The sequence below is a fragment of the Ochrobactrum sp. 19YEA23 genome (assembly GCF_029909865.1).
GTDB classification, from domain to species: Bacteria; Pseudomonadota; Alphaproteobacteria; order Rhizobiales; family Rhizobiaceae; genus Brucella; species Brucella gambitense.
This window is the reverse complement of record NZ_JASAMQ010000009.1, coordinates 64,677-88,152: the sequence shown is the minus strand read 5'-3', so window position 1 is coordinate 88,152 and position 23,476 is coordinate 64,677. Positions and strand designations below refer to the sequence as shown.

Below are 23,476 nucleotides of genomic sequence, written 5' to 3'. Positions count from 1 at the left end.
ATGTTCCAAGGAGTTGCTCGAAAGTAGTTTATTCATTTAAATCAATGATTTAGGTTGATTTTGAACCATCATTCGATAGGTTTTCTTTCCAAGTTCAATCGTCTGTTTGAACGCTTTGCAGGTGCAGGGCGGTGGGGATGTGTCTAATGCGGAAAATTTTTCTCTATGCGGCTGTGGCGCTCGGACTGGGTGCAGCACCAGTCAAGGCTGAAGAGCCGAAGGAAATCCTGAACGTTTCCTATGATATCGCTCGCGAACTTTATGAGCAGGTCAACAAGGCGTTCATTGCGGACTGGAAGGCGAAGACCGGTGAAGAGCTGACCGTCAACCAGTCGCATGCCGGTTCTTCCAAACAGGCCCGCTCTATTCTCGAAGGTCTTGAAGCCGATGTGGTGACCTTCAATCAGGTGACCGACGTGCAGGTTCTGCACGACAAGGGCAATCTGATCCCGGCTGATTGGCAGAAGCGTCTGCCGAACAATTCGTCGCCTTATTATTCCTTCCCGGCATTTCTGGTTCGCGCGGGCAACCCGAAGAACATCAAGAACTGGGATGATCTCGCCCGCGACGATGTGAAAGTTGTCTTCCCGAATCCGAAGACCTCGGGCAATGCGCGCTATACCTATCTGGCGGCAACTGCCTATGCGAAGGAAGCTTTCAACAACGACGACGCCAAGGTGCGCGAATTCGTCGGCAAAATCTTCAAGAATGTGCCGGTCTTCGACACCGGCGGTCGCGGCGCAACGACCACCTTTGCGGAACGCGGTATCGGCGATGTGCTGGTCACTTTCGAGGCCGAAACCCGTGGCACGCAGAAGCAGCTCGGCGCAGACAAATATGACGTTGTCGTTCCGCAGGTCAGCCTGTTGGCCGAATTCCCGGTCACTGTCGTCGACAAGGTCGTGGACAAACGTGGCTCGCGCAAGATCGCCGAAGCCTATCTGAACTATCTCTATGCGCCGGAAGGTCAGGAGATTCTCGCTCAGAATTTCAACCGCGTGCACGACAAGGCGGTCATCGAAAAGCACAAGGATATCTATCCAGATGTGCGTCTCGTGACGGTCGAGGATGTGTTCGGTGGCTGGGACAAGTTGCAGAAAGAGCATTTTGCCGAAGGCGGCGTGCTTGATCAGCTCTTCACCAAGAAGTAAGCGATCATTTAGCCCGTCCGAAGGAGCGTGCGGCGACGTGCGCTCCTGCCGTTATATGGAATAATTCAGTGTCGCTTCTCAGCATGAAACGCAATTCGGTACTGCCGGGGTTCGGTCTGACCCTCGGCTGCACCTTGTTTTATCTGACGGTCATCGTGGCTTTGCCATTGCTCGCCATGATCATGAAAACCGCAAGCCTTGGCTGGAGCGACTTCTGGTCCATCGTCACCTCTGACCGCGCACTGGCCACCTATCGCGTTACGCTCAGCACGGCAGCGCTTGCGACCGTGTTCAACGGTCTGTTCGGCCTGCTGCTGGCCTGGGTTCTGGCGCGGTATGAGTTTCCCGGCAAGCGCCTGATGGATGCCGCCGTCGATCTGCCTTTCGCGCTGCCGACAGCAATCGCCGGTCTCGCACTGGTGACAGTTTTTGCGCAAAACGGCTGGTTCGGCCAGTTTCTTGAACCGCTGGGTATCAAGGTCGCCTATGCGCCGCTCGGTATTTCCATCGCTATGGCTTTCACCAGCATTCCCTTCGTCATCCGCACGGTGCAGCCGGTGCTGGAAGATATGAATGCCGATGTGGAAGAAGCCGCGCGTAGCCTTGGCGCGAAGCCCTGGCAGATTTTCGCCTATATCGTCTGGCCGACGATCTTCCCGGCCTTTCTAGCGGGCGCATCGCTGTCCTTTGCACGCAGCCTTGGCGAGTTCGGCTCCATTGTTTTCATTTCCGGCAATCTGCCATTCGAGACAGAAGTGACATCGCTTCTGATCTTCATCCGGCTTGACGAATATGATTATCCGGCCGCCGCGGCGCTGGCTTTTGTCATGCTGGTTGCAGCATTTCTGATGCTGCTCATCACCAACCTCATTCAGGCAAGGCAGCTTCGTTATGCAGAGCGCTAATCTGGCACGCAACGCGCCGGGGCCGGTTCGCAGCCTGTTGATCTGGCTTGCCGCCGTGCTGTCGGTCTTGTGCATCGGCGTACCGCTGGCGATCATCTTCACCTATGCATTCAGCAAGGGCGTGGGCGCGTTCTTTGGCGAAATCCTCAAACCCGATACGTTGCATGCGATCTGGTTGACGGTGCTGGTCGCAATCGTGGTCGTGCCGATCAATATGGCGTTCGGTGTGTGCGTTGCGTGGCTGGTGACAAAATTCCGTTTTCCGGGGCGCAGGCTGCTGATTACCTTTGTCGAGATTCCCTTCTCGATCTCGCCGATTGTCGCGGGCGTAACCTATCTCTTCCTCTATGGCTCGCAGGGCCTGCTCGGACCGTTGTTCGAAAGCTATGATCTCAAGATCATGTTCACGGTTCCCGCGATCTTCCTGGTCAGCCTGTTCGTCACGTCGCCTTTTGTGGCGCGTGAATTGATCCCGCTGATGGAAGTGCAAGGCAGCGATGAAGAAGAAGCGGCGATGACGCTCGGCGCCAATGGCTGGCAGACCTTCTTCTATGTCACGCTGCCGAACATCAAATGGGCGCTGCTTTACGGTGCCGTTTTGTGCAATGCGCGCGTGATGGGTGAGTTCGGTGCCACATCTGTCGTGTCCGGGGCCATTCGTGGCAAGACCAACACCTTGCCGTTGCAGGTGGAGCTTCTGTTCAATGACTATAATGTTGCGGGCGCCTTCGCCGCGGCTTCTACACTCGCATTGATTGCTGTTTTGACGCTAGTGCTGAAATTCCTGCTGGAGCGCAAGCAGCACGCTTAACGCCGTGCGCCTAGAAGGTCACACGGCGTTAAAATGATCAGGCGGCCAGTTGGGCAGCTTGGGAGGGGAGGATTGCCTTTTGCGGCTCCCTTTGCAGGGATGAGGCGAGAATGACGCCTTCCGGCCAGCGGCTGAAGCCGCTTGCAACATTGATGTGACCGGCATGGCCGATATCGACAAAGCCTGAACCCCAGACATTCGCCAATGCCTCTGCCTTGGCAAAGCGCATATAGTCGTCGTTACGGCTGGCGACGACGATGGACGGGAAACCCAACTCATGGCGCGGCAACGGTGCAAAGCTCTGGAAACGGCTGTCTCTGGAGGCCATGGTTTCCGCATCGGCAGGGGCGACGAGAAGCGCGCCCGCCACATGTGCGGCAGCCGGACGGCTTGCCAGATGAGCAACCAGCACACAGCCAAGGCTATGGGCCACCAGAACCGCACCGGGATTTTCGGCCAGTTTTGCTTCGAGCGCATGCATCCAGTCAGATAGCACTGGATAATGCCAGTCGTCCTGTTCAACCAGTAATGCTGACGGATCGTCATGCAACCATTGGCGCTGCCAGTGGCCTGCTTCCGATCCCTTGTAACCGGGGATGATAAGTGTCGCAGGCATGCGTTGTTTCCTTTTCCGGCAATTGCAGCCAAAGCGCCAGAGGGCTTTGCTGCAATTGCGAATAGACAGAGATCAGAGCCTTGGGAGGGCTTTTACTGTTTCGCTTTTCGTCCCGATCTGGATACGTCTTGCGAAGCAGTTTCCAAAATAGGCGCTGGAACCTGCTATTTTAAGGAAAAGGAATTCAAATTCAGGCGGATAAGTGAAAATTATTCTCCGCCTGAATGGTAGTCACTTGTTGTGCTTTTCGTTCCAGCGCAGCAGGAACTGCGACTTCTCGAAAACCAGCACGACCACCAGCGACATGGCAAACGGGATCAGGAGATAGAGCAGGCGGAACACGATCAGTGCCGCCAGCACATCGGCCTGGTTCATGTCGGGAAGGCCGGTCAGGAAAACCAGTTCAAGCACGCCAAGGCCGCCCGGCGCATGCGAGATGAGCGCTGCCGAGAAGGAGACGAGGAAAATGCCGAGTACAATCAGGAAGCCGGGATTACCCGCTTCTGGCAAGGCGAAATAGATGATGCCCGCAGCGCCGATCAGTTCGAGGGGCGCGACGACCAACTGCTGCACGACGACCGACATACGCGGATATTCAAGCCGGAACTTGCCGATCTGAAGCGGGCGCAATTGCATCCAGCTGCCCAGAACATAAAGCAGGACGAAGGCCAGCATGATCAGGGCGATGACCATGGCAACGGTGGGTGTCAGGTCTTCGTTGAAGCGCATGAGAACATGCGGCTCCAGCAACAGGACCACGCTGGAGGTGATGATGACGCCGAGAATGAATGTGAATGAGCAGAACGCGATGAGGACGGCAATCTCGCTGCCGGGCATGCCTTGCGAGGAATAGGCTCGGTAGCGAACGACAGCGCCGGAGACGACGGATGCCCCGATATTGTGCGACAGGGCATAGGTGGTGAAGGAACAAAGCGCGATGAAAAGCCAGGAAATCTTGCGCCGGAGGTGGAGCAGCGCGATCCGGTCGTAACCGGCAAGTGAGCTATAGGCGAGAAGGGCCGCCGCCGCTGCCAGCACCCAGTGATGTGTGCGAATGGCGTAGAGGCTGTCCAGAACATCGTCGAGCGAAATGCTGCGAAGTTCACGATAGAGAAGCCAGGCTGAAACGCCGACAGCGCAGACACCGATGACTGGCCAGATATAATCCTTTGCTTTCATTAACCGATTACCGCCCCTTCAGCTCTCATTATGTTCCCCTTAAATGGCCTGTGCTTCGCCATCAGCCGCAACCACCGAACTGTCGTCCTGTGCCTGAGCGTGCTGCTGTGGCGACGGGGCGGAAGCATTGCCGCCCGTATTTGAAACCTCTGCACCGATGGCCTTGGCAATTGCTTTTGCAATCTCTTCTTCGCCAAGAATGACGGAGGTTGCACCAAGATCGGCCAGATATTGTGCTTCGGCCTGCGAACTGGCCTGGGCAACGATGTGAATATCCGGGTTGGCCGCATGGGCCAGAGCAGTTGCGCGTCCGGCCTCGAAGGCATTCGGAATCGCAATGACCAGATTTTTCGCAAGCCCCGGATTCGCTGCGTTTAATATTTCGGTATCAGAGGCATTGCCTGCAATAGCTTCGATGCCTTTTTCCCGCAATGCGGCGCAGATTTTCGTCGAATCGTCGATGACGAGGAACGGCATGGCGCGTTCCTGCAAACTGCTGGCAAGCCTGCTGCCAATATGTCCGTAGCCGGCAATGATCGTGTGGCCGGTCAGGCGTGTGTGCGGCAATGGTTCCGGTTCGGAAACGTCGATGGCGGTATCGTCCGCGTTGTCGTTGCCGCTTTCGGATGTGCTGCGCCTTTCGATCCAGGGCCGCATCCGCTCCGCAACGATGAACATCACCGGGTTGAGGAAGATCGACAGGATCGCACCTGCGAGAATGAGGTCGCGCCCAGCTGGCGGCAGCAGATTGAGGCTGACGCCAAGTCCGGCGAGGATGAATGAGAATTCACCGATCTGCGCCAGACTTGCGGAAATTGTCAGCGCCGTGCTGACCGGGCGGCGGAAAGCCCGCACGATAAAGAAAGCCGCGACAGACTTGCCGATCAGAATGATCGCCAGCGTGCCCAGCAGGGGCAGGGGGTCTTTCAGCAGGCTCATGGGGTCGAACAACATGCCGACCGAGATGAAGAACAAAACCGCGAAAGCATCGCGCAATGGCAGGGATTCTTCTGCTGCGCGATGGCTGAGTTCGGATTCGCTCATCACCATTCCGGCGAAGAAAGCGCCAAGCGCGAAGGATACGCCGAAGAGATGCGCTGCACCGAAGGCAACGCCGAGCGCGATGGCCAGAACGCCAAGGCGAAACAATTCGCGGGAACCGGTTTGTGCAACGACGTTGAGAAGCCAGGGAATGACCTTGCGCCCGACAACCAGCATCAGGGCGACGAACAGAACCACTTTGGCGATGGTCAGGAGGATGATGCCGCCAATGCCGAGACCAAGCCATGCGGCAAGCGGGTCGCTGGCTGCGGCACTTGTTGCGCGGCCGGTAACGCTGGCAACGGCTGGCAGCAGAACCAGCGCCATGACCATGGCAAGATCTTCAACGATCAGCCAGCCGACGGCGATGCGACCGCGTTCGGTATCGATGAGGCGGCGCTCCTGCATGGCGCGCAAGAGGACAACCGTACTGGCCGTGGAAAGGGCAAGGCCGAAGACCAGTCCTGCTTCAACGTCCCAGCCGAGCGCCAGTCCAAGCCCGGTACCCAGGGCAGCGGCGGCGGCGATCTGCGCCAATGCGCCCGGAACGGCGATGGCTTTGACGGATAGCAGGTCTTTCAGAGAAAAATGCAGGCCGACACCGAACATCAGCAGGATGACGCCGATTTCGGCGAGCTGCAGAATGAGGCCCTGATCGGCAACAAAACCCGGCGTGTGCGGACCGGCAATAACGCCAGCCAGAAGGTAGCCGACCAATGGGGAAATCTTGAGGCGGGTGGCTATCGCACCGAAGATGAAGGCAAGGCATAACCCGATGACGATTGTCGCAATCAAAGGCGTGTCATGGGGCATAGGGTGCCGTTTCCCTCTATTGAATTCAGTTCATTATGGGAGCCGGGCAGGACGGAAATCCTGCCCGGCAATTGGATTACTTCTGCGCGATGGCCTTTTCCTCAGCAGGCTTGTGAGCCTCCTTATGGTGCTGCCACCAGTCACCCAGCAGAAGCAGGATAGGCGCTGCGATGAAGATCGACGACGACGTCGCAATGACGATACCGAACAGCATCGGCACGGCGAAATTATGGACGGCGCTGCCGCCCCAAACTGCCATCGGGAACATACACAGGAAAGTCACGACCGAAGTGTAGATACAACGCACGAGCACCTGATTGATACTCATGTCGATGATCTCGCGCAGCGGCTTCGACTTATAGAGGCGCATGTTTTCACGCATACGGTCATAGACCACGACCTTGTCGTTCACCGAATAACCGATGATCGTCAGAAGGGCCGCGATAGCCGTCAGGTTGAAATCGAGCTGCATCAGCGCGAAGAAACCGACGATCTTCGTGGTGTCGAGGATGAGCGTGATAATCGCACCAAGCGCGAAGAACCACTCGAACCGCCACCAGAGATAGACCAGCATGCCGAGCGCCGAGAGCACGACCGCGATGAAGCCTGAACGGGCCAGTTCGCCGGAGACTTTCGGTCCAACGACTTCCGTCCGTTCGATCTTCACACCCGGATCGAGTTCGGTAACGGCTTCGCGCATCTTGTTGACGGCTACCGTCTGCGCTTCTTCGCCGCCATCCTGACGCTGGATGCGGATGAGCACTTCATTGGCGCTGCCTGCGCTCTGAAGCGCAACTTCACCGAGTTCCAGCGCACCGAGTTTGGCGCGAAGCTGCGCAAGGTCGGCTGGCTGTGACGTGGTGATTTCGGCCTGAATACCGCCCTTGAAGTCGATGCCGTAATTCAGGCCCGGCTTGAAGAACAGCACGATCGAGGCAATCGACAGCACGATGGACACGCCGATGCCGACAAAACGCGCATTCATGAAGCGGTAGTTGGTGCCTTCCGGCGCGAACTTCAGGATTGGCTCGATATGCAGAACCTTCAGCTTGCGCTTGCGCACGAACCAGCCCATCGCCATGCGCACGAGCGTCACGTCGGTGAACATCGAAATCGCGATACCGAGCATCATGGTGATGGCAAAGCCGCGAACCGGGCCCGTGCCGAACATGAACAGGAGCAGCGTCGAAATCAGCGAAGTGACGTTGGAGTCGACGATGGTTGCAAAGGCGCTGTGGAAGCCTTTGTCCAGCGCGGCCATGGCGCCGAGACCCTTGCGCGTTTCTTCGCGGATACGTTCGTTGATAAGAATATTTGCGTCGACCGCGATACCGATACCCAGAATGATACCTGCGATACCGGGCAAGGTGAGTGTTGCACCGATGAGGCTCAGCGCTGAGAAGGTCAGCAATGTGTGCAGAAGAAGCGCCACATTGGCGATCATACCCCAGAGGCCGTAGAGCAGAACGATGAACACGGCCACGAGCGCGAAGCCGATGATACCGGTGATCAGGCCCATCTTGATGGCGTCGCCGCCAAGGTCAGGACCAACGGTGCGTTCTTCGATGACAGTCAGCGGTGCGGGCAGGGCGCCAGCGCGCAGAAGCGCGGAGAGAACGACCGTGTCCTGAACCGTGAAGCTGCCGCTGATCTGGCCCGAACCGCCCGTGATCGGCTCACGAATAACCGGGGCGCTCAAGACCTTGCCGTCGAGAACGATGGCGAAAGGACGGTTCACGTTCTTGGTGGTGATATCGGCGAACTGACGCGCGCCAAGGCTGTCGAAACGGAAGGAAACGATTGGCTCATTGGTGCGCTGGTCGAAACCGGCGCGCGCATCGGTCAGGCGTTCGCCGGACAGTGCGATCTGATCCTCGATCGGATATTTGATATTCGGGTCCTTGGAATCCGGCATGATCGTCACGCCCGGAGGCGGTGTGTCATTCGGATTGGCGTCAGCAACCATGTGGAAGCTCATCTTCGCCGTGCTTCCGAGAAGCTGGCGGAGCTGGGCCGGATCCTGAAGACCCGGCAGCTGAACTACGATACGGTCGGAACCGACGCGCTGGATCGAAGGTTCGGCAACACCGACCTGGTCAACACGCTGGCGGATAATTTCAAGGCTCTGCTGCAGCGCTGCATCGAGGCGGTAGTTGAAGCCCGCTTCGGTCAGCGTCAGGCGAATCTGATTATCGGTCGAATTGACGTCGATATCATTAATCGCCGTGCCGAAGCCGCTGGTGTTGACCTGTGAGATGAGCGTGCGAAGCGCCGTTTCCGCCTTTGCGCGCTGATCGGCATCGGGGATTGCCACGATGACGGCATCGCCCACGGCGCGGATCGACTGCGGCTGGATGCGCTCTGTGCGCAATTTGCTGCGCGCATCGTCCAGCAGCGCACGCAGGCGGTCCTTTTTCAGGCCGGCTGCGTCCACTTCCAGCACGAGATACGAACCGCCGCGCAGGTCGAGGCCGAGCGTCACCTGACGCTTCGGGAACCAGGACGGCATCGCATCGAGGTGTTTTTGTGTGAAGAAGTTGGGCAAGGCGATGATAAGCCCGATCACGACGATCAGGCTGTACAGCGCTACGACCCATTTCGAAGTACGCATGGATTGTGGTTCCGGGTCTGCGCGTCATCTCAAATCCCGAATGGCTGACCGACATGGAAAGCCAAAATCTGTGCGGGGGCCGATGACGCTGTTTTACGTAAAAGGGTTCGGGACTGGAAAAGCCAGTCCGCCGGTGGTGCCTATTATGCGCCTACAGGAGGCGCGCGGGCAAAACCAAAATATTGCTGGGCAGCCGTGAAGCGCTGAAAGCCAAGCTCTGCCTCTGCGGATTTCGCATTGGCGAAGGAAAGGCCAGTTCCGGTAACGGCCAGGGCCGTGTCGCCACCCAGCGGGTAAGCTGCCTTGATTTTCGCGGCGATAGCTTCGATGAGGATGGCGCGCATTGGCTGCGACGCCGGTGCCGATTGCTGCCGGACCGGGGCCGTGGGGACGCTTTCAGCCTGTCTGGCCGCAAGCATCTTAGGCAGGCTGCGCGAAGTATCGTCGCTCGCCTTTTCGTTGAGTGCGGAGAAGTCTACGGCGAACAACAGAGCTGCAAAAGACAGCACGCATGCCATCAACAGCATGAAGCCATGCTGTCTATGATGCCCTGTGCTGTTCATGCCTATCATAAAACCGCCCAGACTTTCGTTAGAGTCTCGCTCAGGATTTGAGCCAGCTACCGCACTGTCCACGAATCCTCATTAGCCATTTGTGCCGGTGTGAACAAGGAAATACTGGCGATTTGCCGTGGTTTCGTTGTCGTTCGGCAGCAAGGGCTGATGAAATGCACGATTGGAGACTTTGGGGAGCAAATGGGATTCTCTCTTGCAACCCGCCTTGTTTCCGTTCTACGGCGCTTTATGTTGAAACAGTGATCTTCTTAACGGCAGATTTGAAATTGGCTTATTTATCGACGTTTCGGATTCTTGCATTTTCTCTTTTGATCGGTGCGCTTTCGTCGGGCGGCATGGCGTCCGCCATTGCGCCCGCCAGCGCACAGGATAACAAGCCGCAAGCGCAGCAGGCTGCGCAACCGGCTCCAGCCGATCAAGCGCCTGCCAGTCAGTCAGATGATGGTACTCAGGCCGCGCCCGCAAATGGAGATCAACAGCCTCATCCGCCGATACCGGCGATTGTGCAGCAGCAAAAGCCGATCATCGACGATCTGAAGCAGCAGGCGCAGAAGATCAGTGAACAGCTGCAAAAATCTGGAACCAGCGACGAAACTCTGGCCAATCTGAAGCTTCAGCTGGACGGGCTTTCCAAAAAGCTTCTCGATGCGGGTGTCGCCTTTCGTCCGCGCCTGACCGAAATCAATACACGTCTGGAGCAGCTTGGGCCCGCGCCAACCGGCGAGGCGACGGAACCGGGTATCGTCACCGATGAGCGCAAGAAGCTCACCGCCGAAAAAGCAGCGATCAACGCGATGATCGGCGATACGGAAGATACATCGCTGAACGTCAATCAGATGTCGGCGAAGATCGGCGATCTGCGTCGCGATCTTTTTGCGAAAACGCTGTCGCAGCGCGTTAATCTCGACTCTGCGCTCGGCACGGAGGTTGCAGCTGCGGCGAATAATCAGGTCGTGTCGCTGTGGCGGATCATCCAGTCATGGTGGCGCTTCGTCGTCACCTTCAAGCTGAATTCGTTTCTCGCCGCTGCATTTTTCGCATTCGTCGGCGCGCTGGTGATCCAGCTTGGTGCGCGGCGTGTACTTGGTACGCTTTATCAGCGCGATCCCACCATCGAGTCGCCATCCTATCTCAGCCGTCTTCTGGTTGCTTTCTGGTCCACCGTCATTCCGTCGGCGGCAGTCGGCGTCTTTCTGGCAACCACCTATTTCTTCCTGAATTATTTCAACGTTCTAAGGACGGACGTTGCGTCGATACTGGAATCGCTGTTCATCGTCCTCGGCCTTGTCTTCTTCATTCATAGGCTGGCAGCAGCCTGTATCAGTCCTGATATGCCGCAATGGCGGCTCGTGCCGGTTGCACCGCGCCCGGGACGCGTTCTAGGCCTGCTGATAACAGCGACGGCGCTGACAACGGGCGTCGATTCCTTCGTCGGGACGGTCAACAAGCTTCTGTCATCGCCCTTGTCGCTCACCATGGCGCAAAGCCTGCTGGCGACTGTGATGGTGGGTATTCTCATTCTGGCCATCGCCTTCCTGAAACCGGTGGTGCGGCGTGATGACGAGGGCGTGCGCTCATGGCCACGTGGGTTCAAGGCATTTCTGATCATTCTGGGACTGCTGCCCATTTTAGCCGCCGTTTTTGGCTATATCGGCATGGCGCGGTTCCTGTCGCAGCAGATCGTCGTCACCGGCGCGTTTCTGGTGACAATGTATCTCGGCTTCCTGACGGGCCGCGCCATTTCCGAAGAGCAGGCATTTGCATCCAGCAAGGTTGGCGCTGGCCTGCGCGAGCGCTTTCACTTCGATGATGCGACATTGGACCAGCTGGGGCTCGTCGCAGGCATTCTCATCAATCTGGTCGTTGCACTGATCGGTATCCCGCTGGTGCTGATGCAGCTCGGCTTCCAGTGGGCCGAACTGAAGAACGCATTCTTCAAACTGATGACCGGCTTTGAGATCGGCAATATGTCTGTTTCGCTGATGGGGCTGCTCACCGGCGTCTTGCTGTTTGTCATCGGATATTTGCTGACACGCTGGTTCCAGAACTGGCTCGACAACAGCGTGATGGCGAGAGGCCGTGTCGATTCCGGCGTGCGCAACTCGATCCGCACGGTGGTCGGTTATGTCGGGCTCTGTCTTGCTGCCCTGATGGGCGTCTCGGCAGCCGGGTTCAATATGTCCAATCTGGCGCTGATCGCCGGTGGTCTTTCCCTCGGTATCGGTTTTGGTCTTCAGAATATCGTCCAGAATTTCGTCTCCGGTCTCATTCTTCTCGCCGAACGGCCGTTCAAGGTTGGCGACTGGGTAGAAGCGGGCACGGTTAGCGGCATCGTGAAAAAGATCAGCGTGCGCGCAACGGAAGTGGAAACCTTCCAGAAGCAGTCGATCATTGTGCCGAACTCGACGCTCATCAACGGCAATGTCGGCAACTGGACGCATCGCAACAAGCTAGGCCGCATCGATATCAATGTGCAGGCTTCCTATACGGACGATCCAAGGCGTGTGCACACGCTGTTGCTGGAGATCGTGCACGGCCACCATTCCATTCTCAGAAATCCTGAGCCGTTCGTTGCTTTCCAAAGCATGACCGACTCGCTAATGGTTTTTGATATTTATGCGTTTGTTGCGGACATCACCTCGACCGGCGGCATCAAGAACGAATTGCGGTTTCAGATTGTGGAGCGGTTCCGCGAAGAGGGTTTGCATCTATCCTCGTCTTCAACCGATCTGGTGTTGAGCCTGCCGGAGATCGAGAAGCTTTCGGAGATCGTGCAGAAGGCGCCTACAGCTGCGCCGAAGAAGAAAGCGCGCGAAGAGAAAGCCAAGGCAACGGATGACAATGACGATAAAGCCTAGCACTACAGTTGCATTCTTCGTGATGCCGGACTGCAAAGAGCAATTTTCTTCATTCCGGTGCTCACGTACCTTTAAGTACGCTGCGCTTCGGTACTCGAAAATCACTCTTTTCGCCGCGGCCTGACGAATTTGCAACTGTAGTGCTAATGAACGCGTCGTTCAGTTGCAGTTCAGTTTTGTCCAACTATAAATGAGCCATAGAACGGCGGGTCGTTCTTCGAGGATGGAAGCGGGGGCACTTGCTTTCATCGGGGTTGTAGAAGCGGGAGCGGTGGAAACGCCGAAACGATATGAACGTAATTCAGATCAACAAATTTGGTACGATCGGTCTTGGCGCAGTCATTATGCTTGCAGCTTCCATGGGCGGTTCCTACGCCGCCAAGATTTCCAACAAGGACAGCGCCGCGCAGACCATCGTGGTCACGGAAGGTGCGTCCAAGCGTGAAATGGTCGTCGCACCGGGCGACACTGTCGACTTCTGTGCGTCCGGCTGCTTCGTGACCTTTCCGAATGGCGACCGCGAAGCGCTGACGGGTGATGAGACCATCACGCTCACCGGCGGCAAGGCTACGCTGAAATAAGATCGCCAAATTGTTGAATTGAAAAAGCCGGGCGAAATGCCCGGCTTTTTGTTTGTCTCTCGGTTGGATCAGCTGCGTGGCTTGAGGTTTTCCGGGTCGTAAAGCGGCTTGTAGCCAACGGAGGCCACTTCAACCGGATAGGTTTCGCCAAAATACTCGACGGTCAGCTTACGGCCTTCCTGGCAATGGCTCCATGGCAGATAGGCAAGCGCGATATTCTTGCCGATGGTCGGGCCGAATGCCACCGACGAGGTGAATGAGCGGCGGCCCAGCTCATCGACCAGCGTTTCGCCTGTTTCCGGCTCCATTACCGGCATGATGCCGACGGGATAACGCGCCACGCCTTTCGAATCGATATTGTCCGTCATGACCAGCGTGCAGAGCATGGCAGGTTGATTTTCGCGGGTGCGATACTCGACATGCTTGGCCTTGCCGCGGAAATCGGCTTCCTTGACCTTTGGGCGCGCCAGATCGGCTTCAAGGAGATTATACTCCGTCAAAAGGTCGGCATTCTGAAGGCGCAGGCTTTTCTCCATACGGCGGGTATTGGCATAGGTTTCAACGCCCACGGCAATTGTGCCGGTGGAACGCAGCGCATCCCAGACGGCGAGGCCGTCTTCATAGCGCATGTGCAATTCCCAGCCTTGTTCGCCGACATAGGAAATGCGGAAGGCGGTGACGTCCTTGCCCGCAATCCTGATCGGCTTGATCGCCGCAAAGGGAAAGTTCTCGGCATCGAGCCCCTCGGGATTCTCGACAACCTTCTTGAGGTTCTCGCGAGCATTCGGACCCCATATGCCGACAGTGACATATTTCTCCGTCACATCGGTGATGGTGACGTCAAAGCCCTTATCCTCGGCCACGCGACACATGTAATGGAAATCGCGCGGGCCTGCATCGGCGCCGTTGATCATGCGGATGCGGTCAGCCATGCGGATTGCCGTGAAGTCGGCGCGCACCATGCCTTCATCATCGAGGAAGTGGGTATAGATGCCCTTGCCGATATTGGCGTCGCCGCCAATCTTGGCCGCGCAGAGCCATTCCATCAGCTCGACATGATCCGGGCCTTCAATGTCGTACATCGCGAAATGCGAGAGATTGATGATGCCGCAATTTTCCGTCAGTTCCAGATGCTCCGCATTGGAAACACGCCAGAAATGGCGGTTGTCCCATTCGTTTTCACGCACTGGAACACGGTTGCCGTATTTTTCAAGCAGATGCTCGTTGGCGGCATAGCCATGCGCACGTTCCCAGCCGCCGAGTTCCATGAAATGGCCGCCAAGCTCAACTTCGCGCTCATAGAACGGCGAGCGCCGGATATTACGGCCCTTGGAAAATGGCTCACGGGGGTGCACTGCTGGGTTATAGACCTTCATTGCCGTTTCGGTGCAACGATCCCAGATGAACTGCTCGGTCATCTGGTGCGGATAGAACCGGGAATAGTCGATGGCGTGATGATCGATGGATGTGCGACCGTCGGTCATCCAGTCGGCAATGAGCTTACCCATGCCGGGGCCGTCCTTGACCCAGATTGCGACTGCATACCAAAGGCCGCGCACCTTCTGGCTTTCGCCCATGGACGGGCCGCCATCGGTCGTGACTTGCAGGAAGCCATTGAAGGAATGACTTTCATTATAGCCAAGCTCACCGAGGATCGGCGTCAGTTCGATGGCGCGTTCAAGCGGCTCCAGAATCTGCTCCATATCGAGGTCGCGCTGCGACGGCGAAAGGCGCGCTTCGTGCTTTTCCAGTAGATCGCGCGGGTGGCAGAGGCGCGGATTGGTCTCTTCGTAATAGCCCCATTCGATCTGACCGCCTTCGGCAGTCTTCGGGTCGCCCGTATCGCGCATATAGGCCGAATTGCCCTGATCGCGCATCAGCGGCCAGCCGATTTCCTTGCCGGTGCCTTCGAATTCATTATACGGGCCGAAGAATGTCAGCGGATGGTCGATCGGCATGACGGGCAGGTCTTCGCCGACCATTTCGGCAATCAGCCGCCCCCAGAGACCAGCACAGATCACGACATAATCGGCTTCGATGGTGCCGCGATGCGTGACCACACCCTTGATGCGACCGTTTTCGACCAGCAGCGACTGGGCAGGCGTGTTGGCAAAGCTCTGCAACTTGCCAGCAGCTTCGGCCTGATCGATCAGCTTGCCGGCAACCGTCTGCGAACGCGGGATGACCAGACCGGCATCCGGGTCCCACAGGCCGCCCTGAACCATGTCTTCTTCGATCAGCGGGAATTTTTCCTTGATCTCCGCCGGTTCAATCAAACGGGCGCGGGTGCCAAAAGCCTTACCGGAAGCGACCTTGCGCTTGATTTCATCCATGCGGCCATCGTCGCCCACACGGGCAACTTCAAGGCCGCCGACGCGGGCGTAGTGCCCCATCTTTTCGTAGAACTCGATGGAATAAAGCGTGGTCCAGCAGGACAGAAAATCGTGGCTGGTCGCATAGCAGAAATCCGATGCGTGGGCCGTCGAGCCGATATCGGTCGGAATGCCCGACTTGTCGATGCCGACGATGTCGTCCCAGCCCCGTTCGATCAGGTGGTGCACGACGGATGCGCCGACGATGCCACCGAGCCCGACGATTACGACCTTCGCCTTTTTAGGAAACTCTGCCATTTTATGTGACCCTGGTTGGTATTTGACAGAACCATAATCGCTGATGGGGCAGGATATTTGCCTTTATACGACATATTCGCTGCCTGACACGACTGCGTTGATTACCGGTCGTAGCCGGGGTTTTGCGCGATAAGCCTGTTCTGCAAGCGACATGCCGGAATGGGCTTCCCCCGGTCTTGCGAAAGTGATTCCGAAAGACCCGTTACAGTTCTGATTTTCTTATCTTTTACACGAACGCCCGACTGGCGATGTTCTCATTCGCAGCACAGATTTCCGCTATGCCGCGATGAGCATTTTGCGATCTGCACGTTCCTGTTGCGGAGAGCGCCCGTAGAGTTCGCGATAGCATTTGGAAAAATGCGACGCCGAAACGAAGCCGCATGCCACCGCTACTTCCACGACCGGCATGGATGACTGCAAAAGCAGGTGCCGCGCCCGGTCAAGGCGGATTTCCAGATAATAGCGGGCGGGGGAACGCCCCATTTCCTGCCGGAACAGCCGCTCGACCTGACGGCGCGACAGGCCGATCGTGTGAGCAACATTGATCAGCGCCTGCGGTTCGGACAGGTTAGCTTCCATCATCTCGATAATGGTCAAGACCTTGGAGTTCTGGATGCCGAGGCGCGCGCGCAGCGGCAGACGCTGCCTGTCCTGCGGGCTGCGGACACGGTCGGTCAGCGCCTGTTCGCAGATCTTGTTGACCAGATTGGCGTCGAAATCATCGCCGATCAACTTCAGCATCATGTCGAGCGAGGCTGTGCCACCAGCACAGGTGTAGATATTGCTGTCGAATTCAAACAGGTCGGCATAGACCTCGGCCTTGGGGAATGCTTCGGCAAAGCCGGGCAGATTTTCCCAATGGATGGCGCAGCGCTTTCCCGAAAGAAGTCCGGCTGCCGCGAGAATATGCGCGCCGGTGCAAAGGCCGCCGACCGCGACGCCGCGATTATATTCTTCGCGCAGCCAGGCGAAGACCGATTTGTTGCGGAAATCCTCGACATAGACACCGGAGCAGACAAACACCATGGACGGGCGCTGCTCGCGTTGCAGATAGCGTCGTTCGTCTTCCAGCGACGCATTGACGGCGCAAACCACGCCATTCGATGCCGTGACCGGCTGGCCATCTGTTGACGTCAAGCGCCAATGATAGGCTTCGTAACCGAGCATACGATTGGCGATGCGCAGCGGCTCGATGGCCGTCGCAAACGCGATCATCGAAAAGTTCGGAACCAGAAAGAAGACAATAGACCGCTTAATCGATGAAGCCTGGTTCATAACCGGACCGTTCCCATTTTTTGAAGCAGGCGCCGCGGTTCCCGACGCGGTGCTGCTTATGTCTCCGTCACGACTGCGGGGTCGATTTCTGCCCCGCTTTTGCCGGTCGCTATCAGACCGGCGCCCCCTGGATCAGTGCCCGCAAATGCTAGGGGAGGGCAATGACGCAAACGGGATAGTGCTTTATTGAGACACAGAACGGTTAGGTTGCAAAGTGCGGCTAAATGCCTGCCGCGAGAAGGTATTTTTATGTCGTGAAAATGAGGGCGAAACAGGCTCGCCCTCATTCGAAAATTAATAATTGTCGCAAATCAGCCTTTACGCGGAGTGTTAGGGCGCGTGGAGCGAACCTGACGGACGACTGGCAGACGGTCGTCGATTGCCGGCCAGCCAACGTCCTGCCGGATATGTTCCGGCAGATTCTGGATCGAGAGGCGGGTCCGAGCGATCTTGCGGTCGAGCAACCACTGATCAATCTGGCTCCGCAGTTCGTCATAAGCCTGGCGCAACCAGACAAGTGAAGAAGCGGATGCTGATGGCGTCGGGCGGCGATTGCGGTTGGCGGTTGAGCCTGCGGTCTGGCCCACGGTCTGGCCCACGGTCTGGCATTGTACGGTCATTTTCGGTCTCCTCGGGCGAGAATGGATTGGTTTGAATGCCTGCTGCAGCGGGTTGTGTGTTTTCGATGGGGTTAATGTGAGCTGTGCTTGACGTTCAATCAAACGAAATATAAAAAGGCTTAAGATCAGAAAATTTGATTTATCATCACCGGAGTTCCGCCATGACAGCGCCCGTCCAGCATCCTTTGCCAATGCTCGATATCGATGTCCTTCGCACTTTCGTTGCAATTGCGGACACGGGCAGTTTCTCATCGGCGGCCAATGCAGTGTTTCGCACGCCCTCGGCCGTATCGATGCAGATCAAGAAACTTGAGGAGCAGATCGGGGTCGCCGTGTTTGACCGCGATGCCCGTTCCGTTACGCTGACCAGCGACGGTGAAGTTCTGCTGGGCTTTGCGCGTCGCCTTCTGGCGCTCAATCGTGAAGCGGTTTCGAAATTTGTCGCACCGACCGTCACCGGCGTGGTGCGGCTCGGTTCGCCTGACGATATTGGCGAATGCGTGCTACCGCTTGTACTCAAGCGCTTTGCGGAAACCCATCCGGGTGTGACGGTAGACGTGGTAATCGATCAGAGCAGCAATCTGCGCAAGCGCCTTGATGAGCGACGTCTTGATGTTACGCTGGTCAATATTTCGCATACGGTGCCCGGCAAGGGTGACACGGAAGTTCTGCTCGACGAGGAACTCGTCTGGGCTGGAGCGAAATGCGGAACGGCTTACCGCCGCGATCCGCTGCCGCTTTCCATCTGGGAAGAGGGCTGCGCCTGGCGCGGCAATGCGCTGGAAGCGCTCGAAAGCTCGGGCCGTCCCTATCGTATCGCCTATATGAGTTCACATTCCACCGGACAGCGCGCCGCCATCATGGCCGATCTTGCCATCGCACCTTTTGCGAAGACCTTGCTCGGCGAGGGGATTGTTGCACTGGGGTCAGAGCATGACTTGCCTGAATTGGGGCGCTATCAGCTCGGCATGATTATCAGGCCTGAAGCCGGACCGCATATTCATGCGGTGGCGGAGAATTTGCGCAATGTCTTCGAAGCTTATCGCCGCACGGGGCGCTTCGAGACTTTTCGTGCTTGCTGATACAACTCACAAGAACTTGTGGGTGTAAGTAATGCCTTCTCTTGTCAGGACAAAAGGTTGCGCTAGATTTCCTATATGACAGCCGGATGAAACGGCTTCATAGCCAGCTGACTGAGGCGGGGTCCGGGGTGGGCCGATGGATGCTGGCACAATACGAGTATGTGCGCCCGTTCATCTGGGCTTTAACGACATCCTATCGGAGAGACCGCTATGAAACTGACCCGCCTTGTCCCAGTTGCTATTGTTCTCTGTGCTTTCACACTGGCTTCTTGTGCCAATACGGTTCGCGGCGTTGGGCGCGATGTCAAAGGCACAGCGCATGCCGTTCAAGAGACGGTGGACTAAGAGTTTAAGCAAAAGGCCCGGGACATGTCCCGGGCCTTTTCATTGATAGTTCATTTGCCCGTCAAAGAGCAGACAATGTTCATTGCGCGTTGACGAAGAAATACCCCACCGGCATCTGCATATCCGGGCGCGTTTTATAAGCGATGCTTGTTGTCATGATACCAGTCGTCGGCACCTGAATATTGGCGCTCGCCAGAAGGCCCGCAATGTGGGCGTTCGGCGTGGCATCGCCAAACCACATGACCAGAATCGGCGCTGCGATCTGCTTGGCCCCATCGGGCGTTTCTGGGTGAACCACCTTCAGCGACGGATCGAACAGCCGGAAATTGCCCGGTATCTGCGCATTATCCGCCACGATGGTCTTGAAAGGCCCGTGGCTGCTGATTTCCGTATAAAGCTGGCGATAATCCAGCTGCCCATAGGGCGGGGTGCTCGACCCATATATGAGATAATAGGACAGAACCGGTGGAACCAGCAGCGCAACCACTGCGCCCATTGCAGCATATTCCGTAACAGGGCGATTGCCGATGCGGAAGCGCTCCAGACGGAAAGCCAAAACGGCGGGCAAAAGAAATAGCACAGGCTGGAGCCAGCGGTCCTTGACGTCATTGGCGCCTGTTACAACAACACCGACGAAAACAATCAGCAGACCGACAACCACCAGACGGCGCATGAATGTCTCGCCGGGCGTATAAGGCGTGGTGGGCACAGTGCGTTTCTTGAAGTGGATGAGCGCGATGACCGCCGCGATTGCAAGCGCCAGAACCGAGAACAGGAAGGCAGCTTCAACGAAGCTCTCAATGCCGTTCAGCCGGTCGAAGAACAGGTTTCCGGATGCGCCCATCTGCAATTTGCCGGAACGGGCAATGACACTCGACTTATGTGCGAACATCCACGTGGCCGTCGGTCCGACGCAGATTGCGAAGGCGAGCAAGGTGACGGCCGATAGTTTCGACAGAAGCACGGCCCGATATTCCGGGACTGAAAGCCCGGTTACGATCACCATGATCAGGAAGAACGATGCGTTGAACTTGCCGAGAAGCGCCGCGGTCATGGCCACGCCAAGAAGAGCAGCCGAAATCACGCTGCGCTTGCGCATATGCCAGGCAAAGGCCAGGAAGGTCCATCCGCATCCCGCTGTGCCCGCGACCGAATGGGTCAGGGCGCGCTGCGATTCCCAGCCGATTTGTGGAATGAGAAACAGGCCGAGCATGCTGGCCGAGGCGACAACACGCGAGAAGCCGAGGAGCCGCATCGCGCCAAAAACGCTGAGGAAAAGGCTTGCCAGCATGCCGAACTTCACGATCTGAAGCGTCAACATCGACGTGCCTAGCACGGAGGCGGCAAGATTGGTCGTCCACGTATAGAGCGGCGGTTGCGAGCCGCCATAGCCCCAGTCGAGATAACCTATATTGGCGAGCTGTTCCGCATCATCGAGTCCAGCACCGTTGGAGATATAAGTCACCAGAACGGCCTGGAACACGAAATAGCACACGACGAATAGGACCGCCCAAGGCAATCCCAATATTTCTTTGTCTGCGGTAGACGCGGTTTGTCTTAATGCGGTCAAGCTTGAAGTCCCGATGCTGAACGATGTGCCCCAGATGGGCGCAAACAGGCTGCTACATTTCACAAAATTATGGTCGGATTTCAATCCGCGAAGCGCCAATCAATCGAAATATGCGGACAATATTTGATAAAATTTTCGTTTACGGCAAAAACCGCGCTGCCTTACGGCGCACGGTTTTGCCAACTACGCATGGCAATCTCACCGAAAAAACGCTGGTGAGAGATACATAAAGCTCCGGTACGCAATACCAGATCCGGAGCAGCGAGAGAGGTTTAGCCTGTCTCGTGCTCCTTTTTATCCGAACATCGTTACCGTACGGTTAGCAGACGATTAAGCAAATCTAAACATTGCCTTTTTGAGGCAAGTTTTTTCATGCATGTGATCTTTTTTTTACTTTGCTCCGGATTTTTCGCGCAGATGGTTGATAATGCCGGAAAAGTCGTCGCCGCCATGGCCTTCACTGTCGAACAGTGAATAAATCGCCTCCGCATGGGCGCCAAGCGGAGTTTCCGCGCCAGCGCTTTTCGCAGCTTCCTGCGAAAGCTTCAAATCCTTCAGCATCAGCGTTGCGGCAAAGCCCGGCTTGTAATCACGGTTTGCTGGCGAGGTCGGAACCGGCCCCGGGACCGGACAATAAGTGGTGAGCGACCAGCACTGGCCCGAGGATGTGGAAGCCACATCGAAAAGCGCCTGATGTGAAAGGCCGAGCTTCTCGGCCAGCACGAAGGCTTCACTGACGCCGATCATCGAAATGCCGAGAATCATATTGTTGCAGATCTTGGCAGCCTGTCCGGCTCCGTCGCCGCCGCAATGCACGATCTTGCCAGCCATTGGCTTGAGGATTGGTTCGCCACGCTCGAAGGCCTTGTCACTGCCGCCTGCCATAAAAGTCAGTGTGCCTGCGGCTGCACCACCGGTGCCGCCCGAAACCGGCGCATCGATGGAGAGATGTCCATGACTTGCCGCAAGCGCGTGCGCCTTGCGGGCAGAATCCACGTCGATTGTGGAGCAATCGATAAAAACTGAATCTTTTCGCGCCTTAGGGGCGATTTCCTCATAAACCGCGAGAACATGCTTGCCAGCAGGCAGCATGGTGATGACCGTGTCGACATCCGCAACGGCCTCCACCGCGCTGGTCGCGATCTGCAATCCATTGGCGCGTGCCTCTTCAAGATGCTGCGGCAACAAATCGAACCCGCGCACCGTGTGTCCGGCCTTGACCAGATTTGCGGCCATCGGGCCGCCCATATTACCGAGGCCGATAAATGCGATAGTGGCCATGATAAATTCCTCCGTATAAGTGCTGTTCAGCGACCGATCATATGCCTGGCAATGATCACGCGCATGATTTCGTTGGTCCCCTCCAGAATCTGGTGCACGCGCAGGTCTCGGACCAGCTTTTCGATCCCGTAATCGTGGAGATAACCGTAGCCGCCAAAGAGCTGCAGCGCTTCATTGGCGATGTTGAAGCCGGTGTCGGTCACAAACCGCTTGGCCATGGCTGACCATTTGCCCGCATCGTGGGTTTTGCGGTCGAGCTTGCTTGCGGCGGCGTAAAGCAGCATGCGCGCAGCTGAAAGCTCCGTTTCCATATCGGCAAGGCGAAACTGCAAGGCTTGAAAACGGTCTATTGTTTGTCCGAAGGCCTTGCGCTCGCCGCAATATTCAAGCGCCTTGTCGAGTGCAGATTGCGCGCCGCCAAGCGAGCAGGCTCCGATATTCAGCCGTCCGCCGTCGAGACCGGCCATGGCGATCTTGAAGCCTGTGCCTTCTTCGCCAAGCCGATTTTCCACCGGTACACGGCAGTTGTCGAAAATGACTGTTCGCGTCGGCTGGCAGTTCCAGCCCATCTTGTATTCGTTAGCGCCGAAGGACAGGCCGGGTGCATCTTTCGGCACAACGAGGGTGGAAATGCCTTTGGGACCGTCCTCGCCGGTACGCACCATGGTGACGTAAATGTCGGTCTCTCCGGCACCGGAAATAAACTGCTTTGCACCACTGATGACATAGTGATCGCCATCCCGCGTGGCGCGGGTGCGAAGGGCGGCTGCGTCCGAACCGGAACCCGGTTCCGTCAGGCAGTAACTGGCCAGCCAGTCCATGGATGTGAGACTGGGCAGGAACTGCTGGCGTTGCGTCTCGTTGCCGAATGTGTCGATCATCCACGCAGCCATGTTGTGTATGGAGACAAAGGCTGAGAATGACGGGCAGGCGGCGGCAAGCGCCTCGAAAATAAGCACGGCATCCATACGTTTCAGTGCCGATCCACCCACATCCTCGCGGACATAGATGCCGCCCATGCCGAGCGATCCCGCCTCGCGAAGCGCATCGACAGGGAAATGCTTGTCACGGTCCCATTGCAGCGCGTGGGGTGCAATTCGGTCGCTGGCAAAGCCGCGCGCCATCTCCTGAATGGCGAACTGTTCTTCGTTCAGCTCGAACTGGTTCTGTTCGGCAGCATCCATGGTTTCCTCCCTCAGCTTTAAAAGTTGAGTACCGCTCCTCCGGGTATCTGGATCAAAAAGCAGCAGGCCGTGGCGAAAATGGTGATTTCGAGAACCGGAGCGCAGCGTACATTTGGGTACGTGAGCACCGGAAGCGCAGAAATTGCCATTTGTAGACCGGCATGGTGACTTTTGGATCAGATACTTGAGCCGACTAGAGCATAAGACCGGAACACTGCCAACGCTCCATTGGAATAATCTTGCTCACATTTGTAATAAACTGATGCGCATTTTTGCATAGAAGGGGCATCGCGAAGCGCGTTGGATGTGCTGTGAGGCGCAGGCTTAGACCCAGATTGCCATGGCTTA

At 57.0% G+C, this 23,476-nt stretch carries 18 protein-coding genes; 7 read left to right on the top strand and 11 right to left on the bottom strand.

All coding sequences use genetic code 11. The features are described from left to right. Positions 1-146 precede the first annotated feature (146 nt). The 3 genes from QBD01_RS20665 (at position 147) to cysW (ending at position 2,867) form a co-directional block, all read left to right on the top strand. Positions 147-1,151: a sulfate ABC transporter substrate-binding protein gene (locus QBD01_RS20665; protein ID WP_078339337.1), complete on the top strand. Its 1,005-nt coding sequence runs from the start codon at positions 147-149 to the stop codon at positions 1,149-1,151. Positions 1,152-1,234: 83 nt separating this feature from the next. Further along, a complete protein-coding gene (gene cysT, locus QBD01_RS20660) occupies positions 1,235-2,056 on the top strand; it encodes a sulfate ABC transporter permease subunit CysT (protein WP_182521194.1) in 822 nt (273 codons plus the stop codon). Next, on the top strand, positions 2,043-2,867 hold the full coding sequence (cysW, locus tag QBD01_RS20655; RefSeq protein ID WP_280994330.1) for a sulfate ABC transporter permease subunit CysW: 825 nt from the start codon (positions 2,043-2,045) through the stop codon (positions 2,865-2,867). The genes cysT and cysW overlap by 14 nt, the downstream gene beginning before the upstream one ends. Positions 2,868-2,904: 37 nt before the next feature. Here cysW and QBD01_RS20650 read toward each other — a convergent pair whose 3' ends face one another. The 5 genes from QBD01_RS20650 to QBD01_RS20630 form a co-directional block, all read right to left on the bottom strand. Next, positions 2,905-3,483 carry an alpha/beta hydrolase gene (locus QBD01_RS20650; protein ID WP_280994329.1) on the bottom strand — a complete coding sequence of 193 codons (579 nt, stop codon included), beginning with the start codon at positions 3,481-3,483 and terminating at the stop codon, positions 2,905-2,907. Between the two features lie 231 nt (positions 3,484-3,714). Then, positions 3,715-4,662, bottom strand: coding sequence for a lysylphosphatidylglycerol synthase domain-containing protein (locus QBD01_RS20645; protein ID WP_182521114.1), 948 nt, complete (start codon positions 4,660-4,662; stop codon positions 3,715-3,717). Between the two features lie 39 nt (positions 4,663-4,701). Further along, positions 4,702-6,516, bottom strand: coding sequence for a YbaL family putative K(+) efflux transporter (ybaL, locus tag QBD01_RS20640; protein WP_280994328.1), 1,815 nt, complete (start codon positions 6,514-6,516; stop codon positions 4,702-4,704). A 76-nt stretch (positions 6,517-6,592) separates the two neighbouring features. Further along, positions 6,593-9,127: a protein translocase subunit SecD gene (secD, locus tag QBD01_RS20635; RefSeq protein WP_280994327.1), complete on the bottom strand. Its 2,535-nt coding sequence runs from the start codon at positions 9,125-9,127 to the stop codon at positions 6,593-6,595. A gap of 143 nt (positions 9,128-9,270) precedes the next feature. Then, complete coding sequence (locus QBD01_RS20630) at positions 9,271-9,699, bottom strand: hypothetical protein (RefSeq protein WP_392391454.1); 429 nt, start codon at positions 9,697-9,699, stop codon at positions 9,271-9,273. 269 nt (positions 9,700-9,968) lie between these two features. On the opposite strand from QBD01_RS20630, the gene QBD01_RS20625 reads away from it, so the two are divergent. Together QBD01_RS20625 and QBD01_RS20620 are read left to right on the top strand one after the other, a co-directional pair. Beyond that, on the top strand, positions 9,969-12,560 hold the full coding sequence (locus QBD01_RS20625; RefSeq protein ID WP_280994325.1) for a mechanosensitive ion channel family protein: 2,592 nt from the start codon (positions 9,969-9,971) through the stop codon (positions 12,558-12,560). Between the two features lie 290 nt (positions 12,561-12,850). Beyond that, entirely contained in the window at positions 12,851-13,141 is a 291-nt protein-coding gene (locus QBD01_RS20620) for a hypothetical protein (protein WP_138786312.1), read from the top strand. Between the two features lie 68 nt (positions 13,142-13,209). On the opposite strand, the gene QBD01_RS20615 is transcribed toward QBD01_RS20620, so the two are convergent. The 3 genes from QBD01_RS20615 to QBD01_RS20605 all read right to left on the bottom strand — a co-directional run bounded on the left by QBD01_RS20615 (position 13,210) and on the right by QBD01_RS20605 (position 17,666). After that, positions 13,210-15,771: an FAD-dependent oxidoreductase gene (locus QBD01_RS20615; RefSeq protein WP_280994324.1), complete on the bottom strand. Its 2,562-nt coding sequence runs from the start codon at positions 15,769-15,771 to the stop codon at positions 13,210-13,212. A 276-nt stretch (positions 15,772-16,047) separates the two neighbouring features. Beyond that, on the bottom strand, positions 16,048-17,046 hold the full coding sequence (locus tag QBD01_RS20610) for a GlxA family transcriptional regulator (RefSeq protein ID WP_078339328.1): 999 nt from the start codon (positions 17,044-17,046) through the stop codon (positions 16,048-16,050). 311 nt (positions 17,047-17,357) lie between these two features. Continuing rightward, positions 17,358-17,666, bottom strand: a complete 309-nt coding sequence (locus QBD01_RS20605) for a hypothetical protein (RefSeq protein ID WP_280994323.1) — start codon at positions 17,664-17,666, stop codon at positions 17,358-17,360. Between the two features lie 161 nt (positions 17,667-17,827). Between QBD01_RS20605 and QBD01_RS20600 the strand changes: the two genes are divergently transcribed. Both QBD01_RS20600 and QBD01_RS20595 read left to right on the top strand, forming a co-directional pair. Beyond that, positions 17,828-18,748, top strand: coding sequence for a LysR family transcriptional regulator (locus QBD01_RS20600; protein WP_182521122.1), 921 nt, complete (start codon positions 17,828-17,830; stop codon positions 18,746-18,748). 210 nt (positions 18,749-18,958) lie between these two features. Further along, positions 18,959-19,093, top strand: coding sequence for an entericidin EcnAB (locus tag QBD01_RS20595; RefSeq protein ID WP_280994322.1), 135 nt, complete (start codon positions 18,959-18,961; stop codon positions 19,091-19,093). A gap of 79 nt (positions 19,094-19,172) precedes the next feature. Here QBD01_RS20595 and QBD01_RS20590 read toward each other — a convergent pair whose 3' ends face one another. From QBD01_RS20590 to QBD01_RS20580, 3 genes are all read right to left on the bottom strand, one after another. Next, entirely contained in the window at positions 19,173-20,612 is a 1,440-nt protein-coding gene (locus QBD01_RS20590; protein ID WP_280994321.1) for a glycosyl transferase, read from the bottom strand. A gap of 441 nt (positions 20,613-21,053) precedes the next feature. After that, complete coding sequence (gene mmsB / locus QBD01_RS20585) at positions 21,054-21,944, bottom strand: 3-hydroxyisobutyrate dehydrogenase (RefSeq protein ID WP_280994320.1); 891 nt, start codon at positions 21,942-21,944, stop codon at positions 21,054-21,056. 26 nt (positions 21,945-21,970) lie between these two features. Then, complete coding sequence (locus QBD01_RS20580; protein ID WP_280994319.1) at positions 21,971-23,128, bottom strand: isobutyryl-CoA dehydrogenase; 1,158 nt, start codon at positions 23,126-23,128, stop codon at positions 21,971-21,973. Between the last annotated feature and the right edge of the window lie 348 nt (positions 23,129-23,476).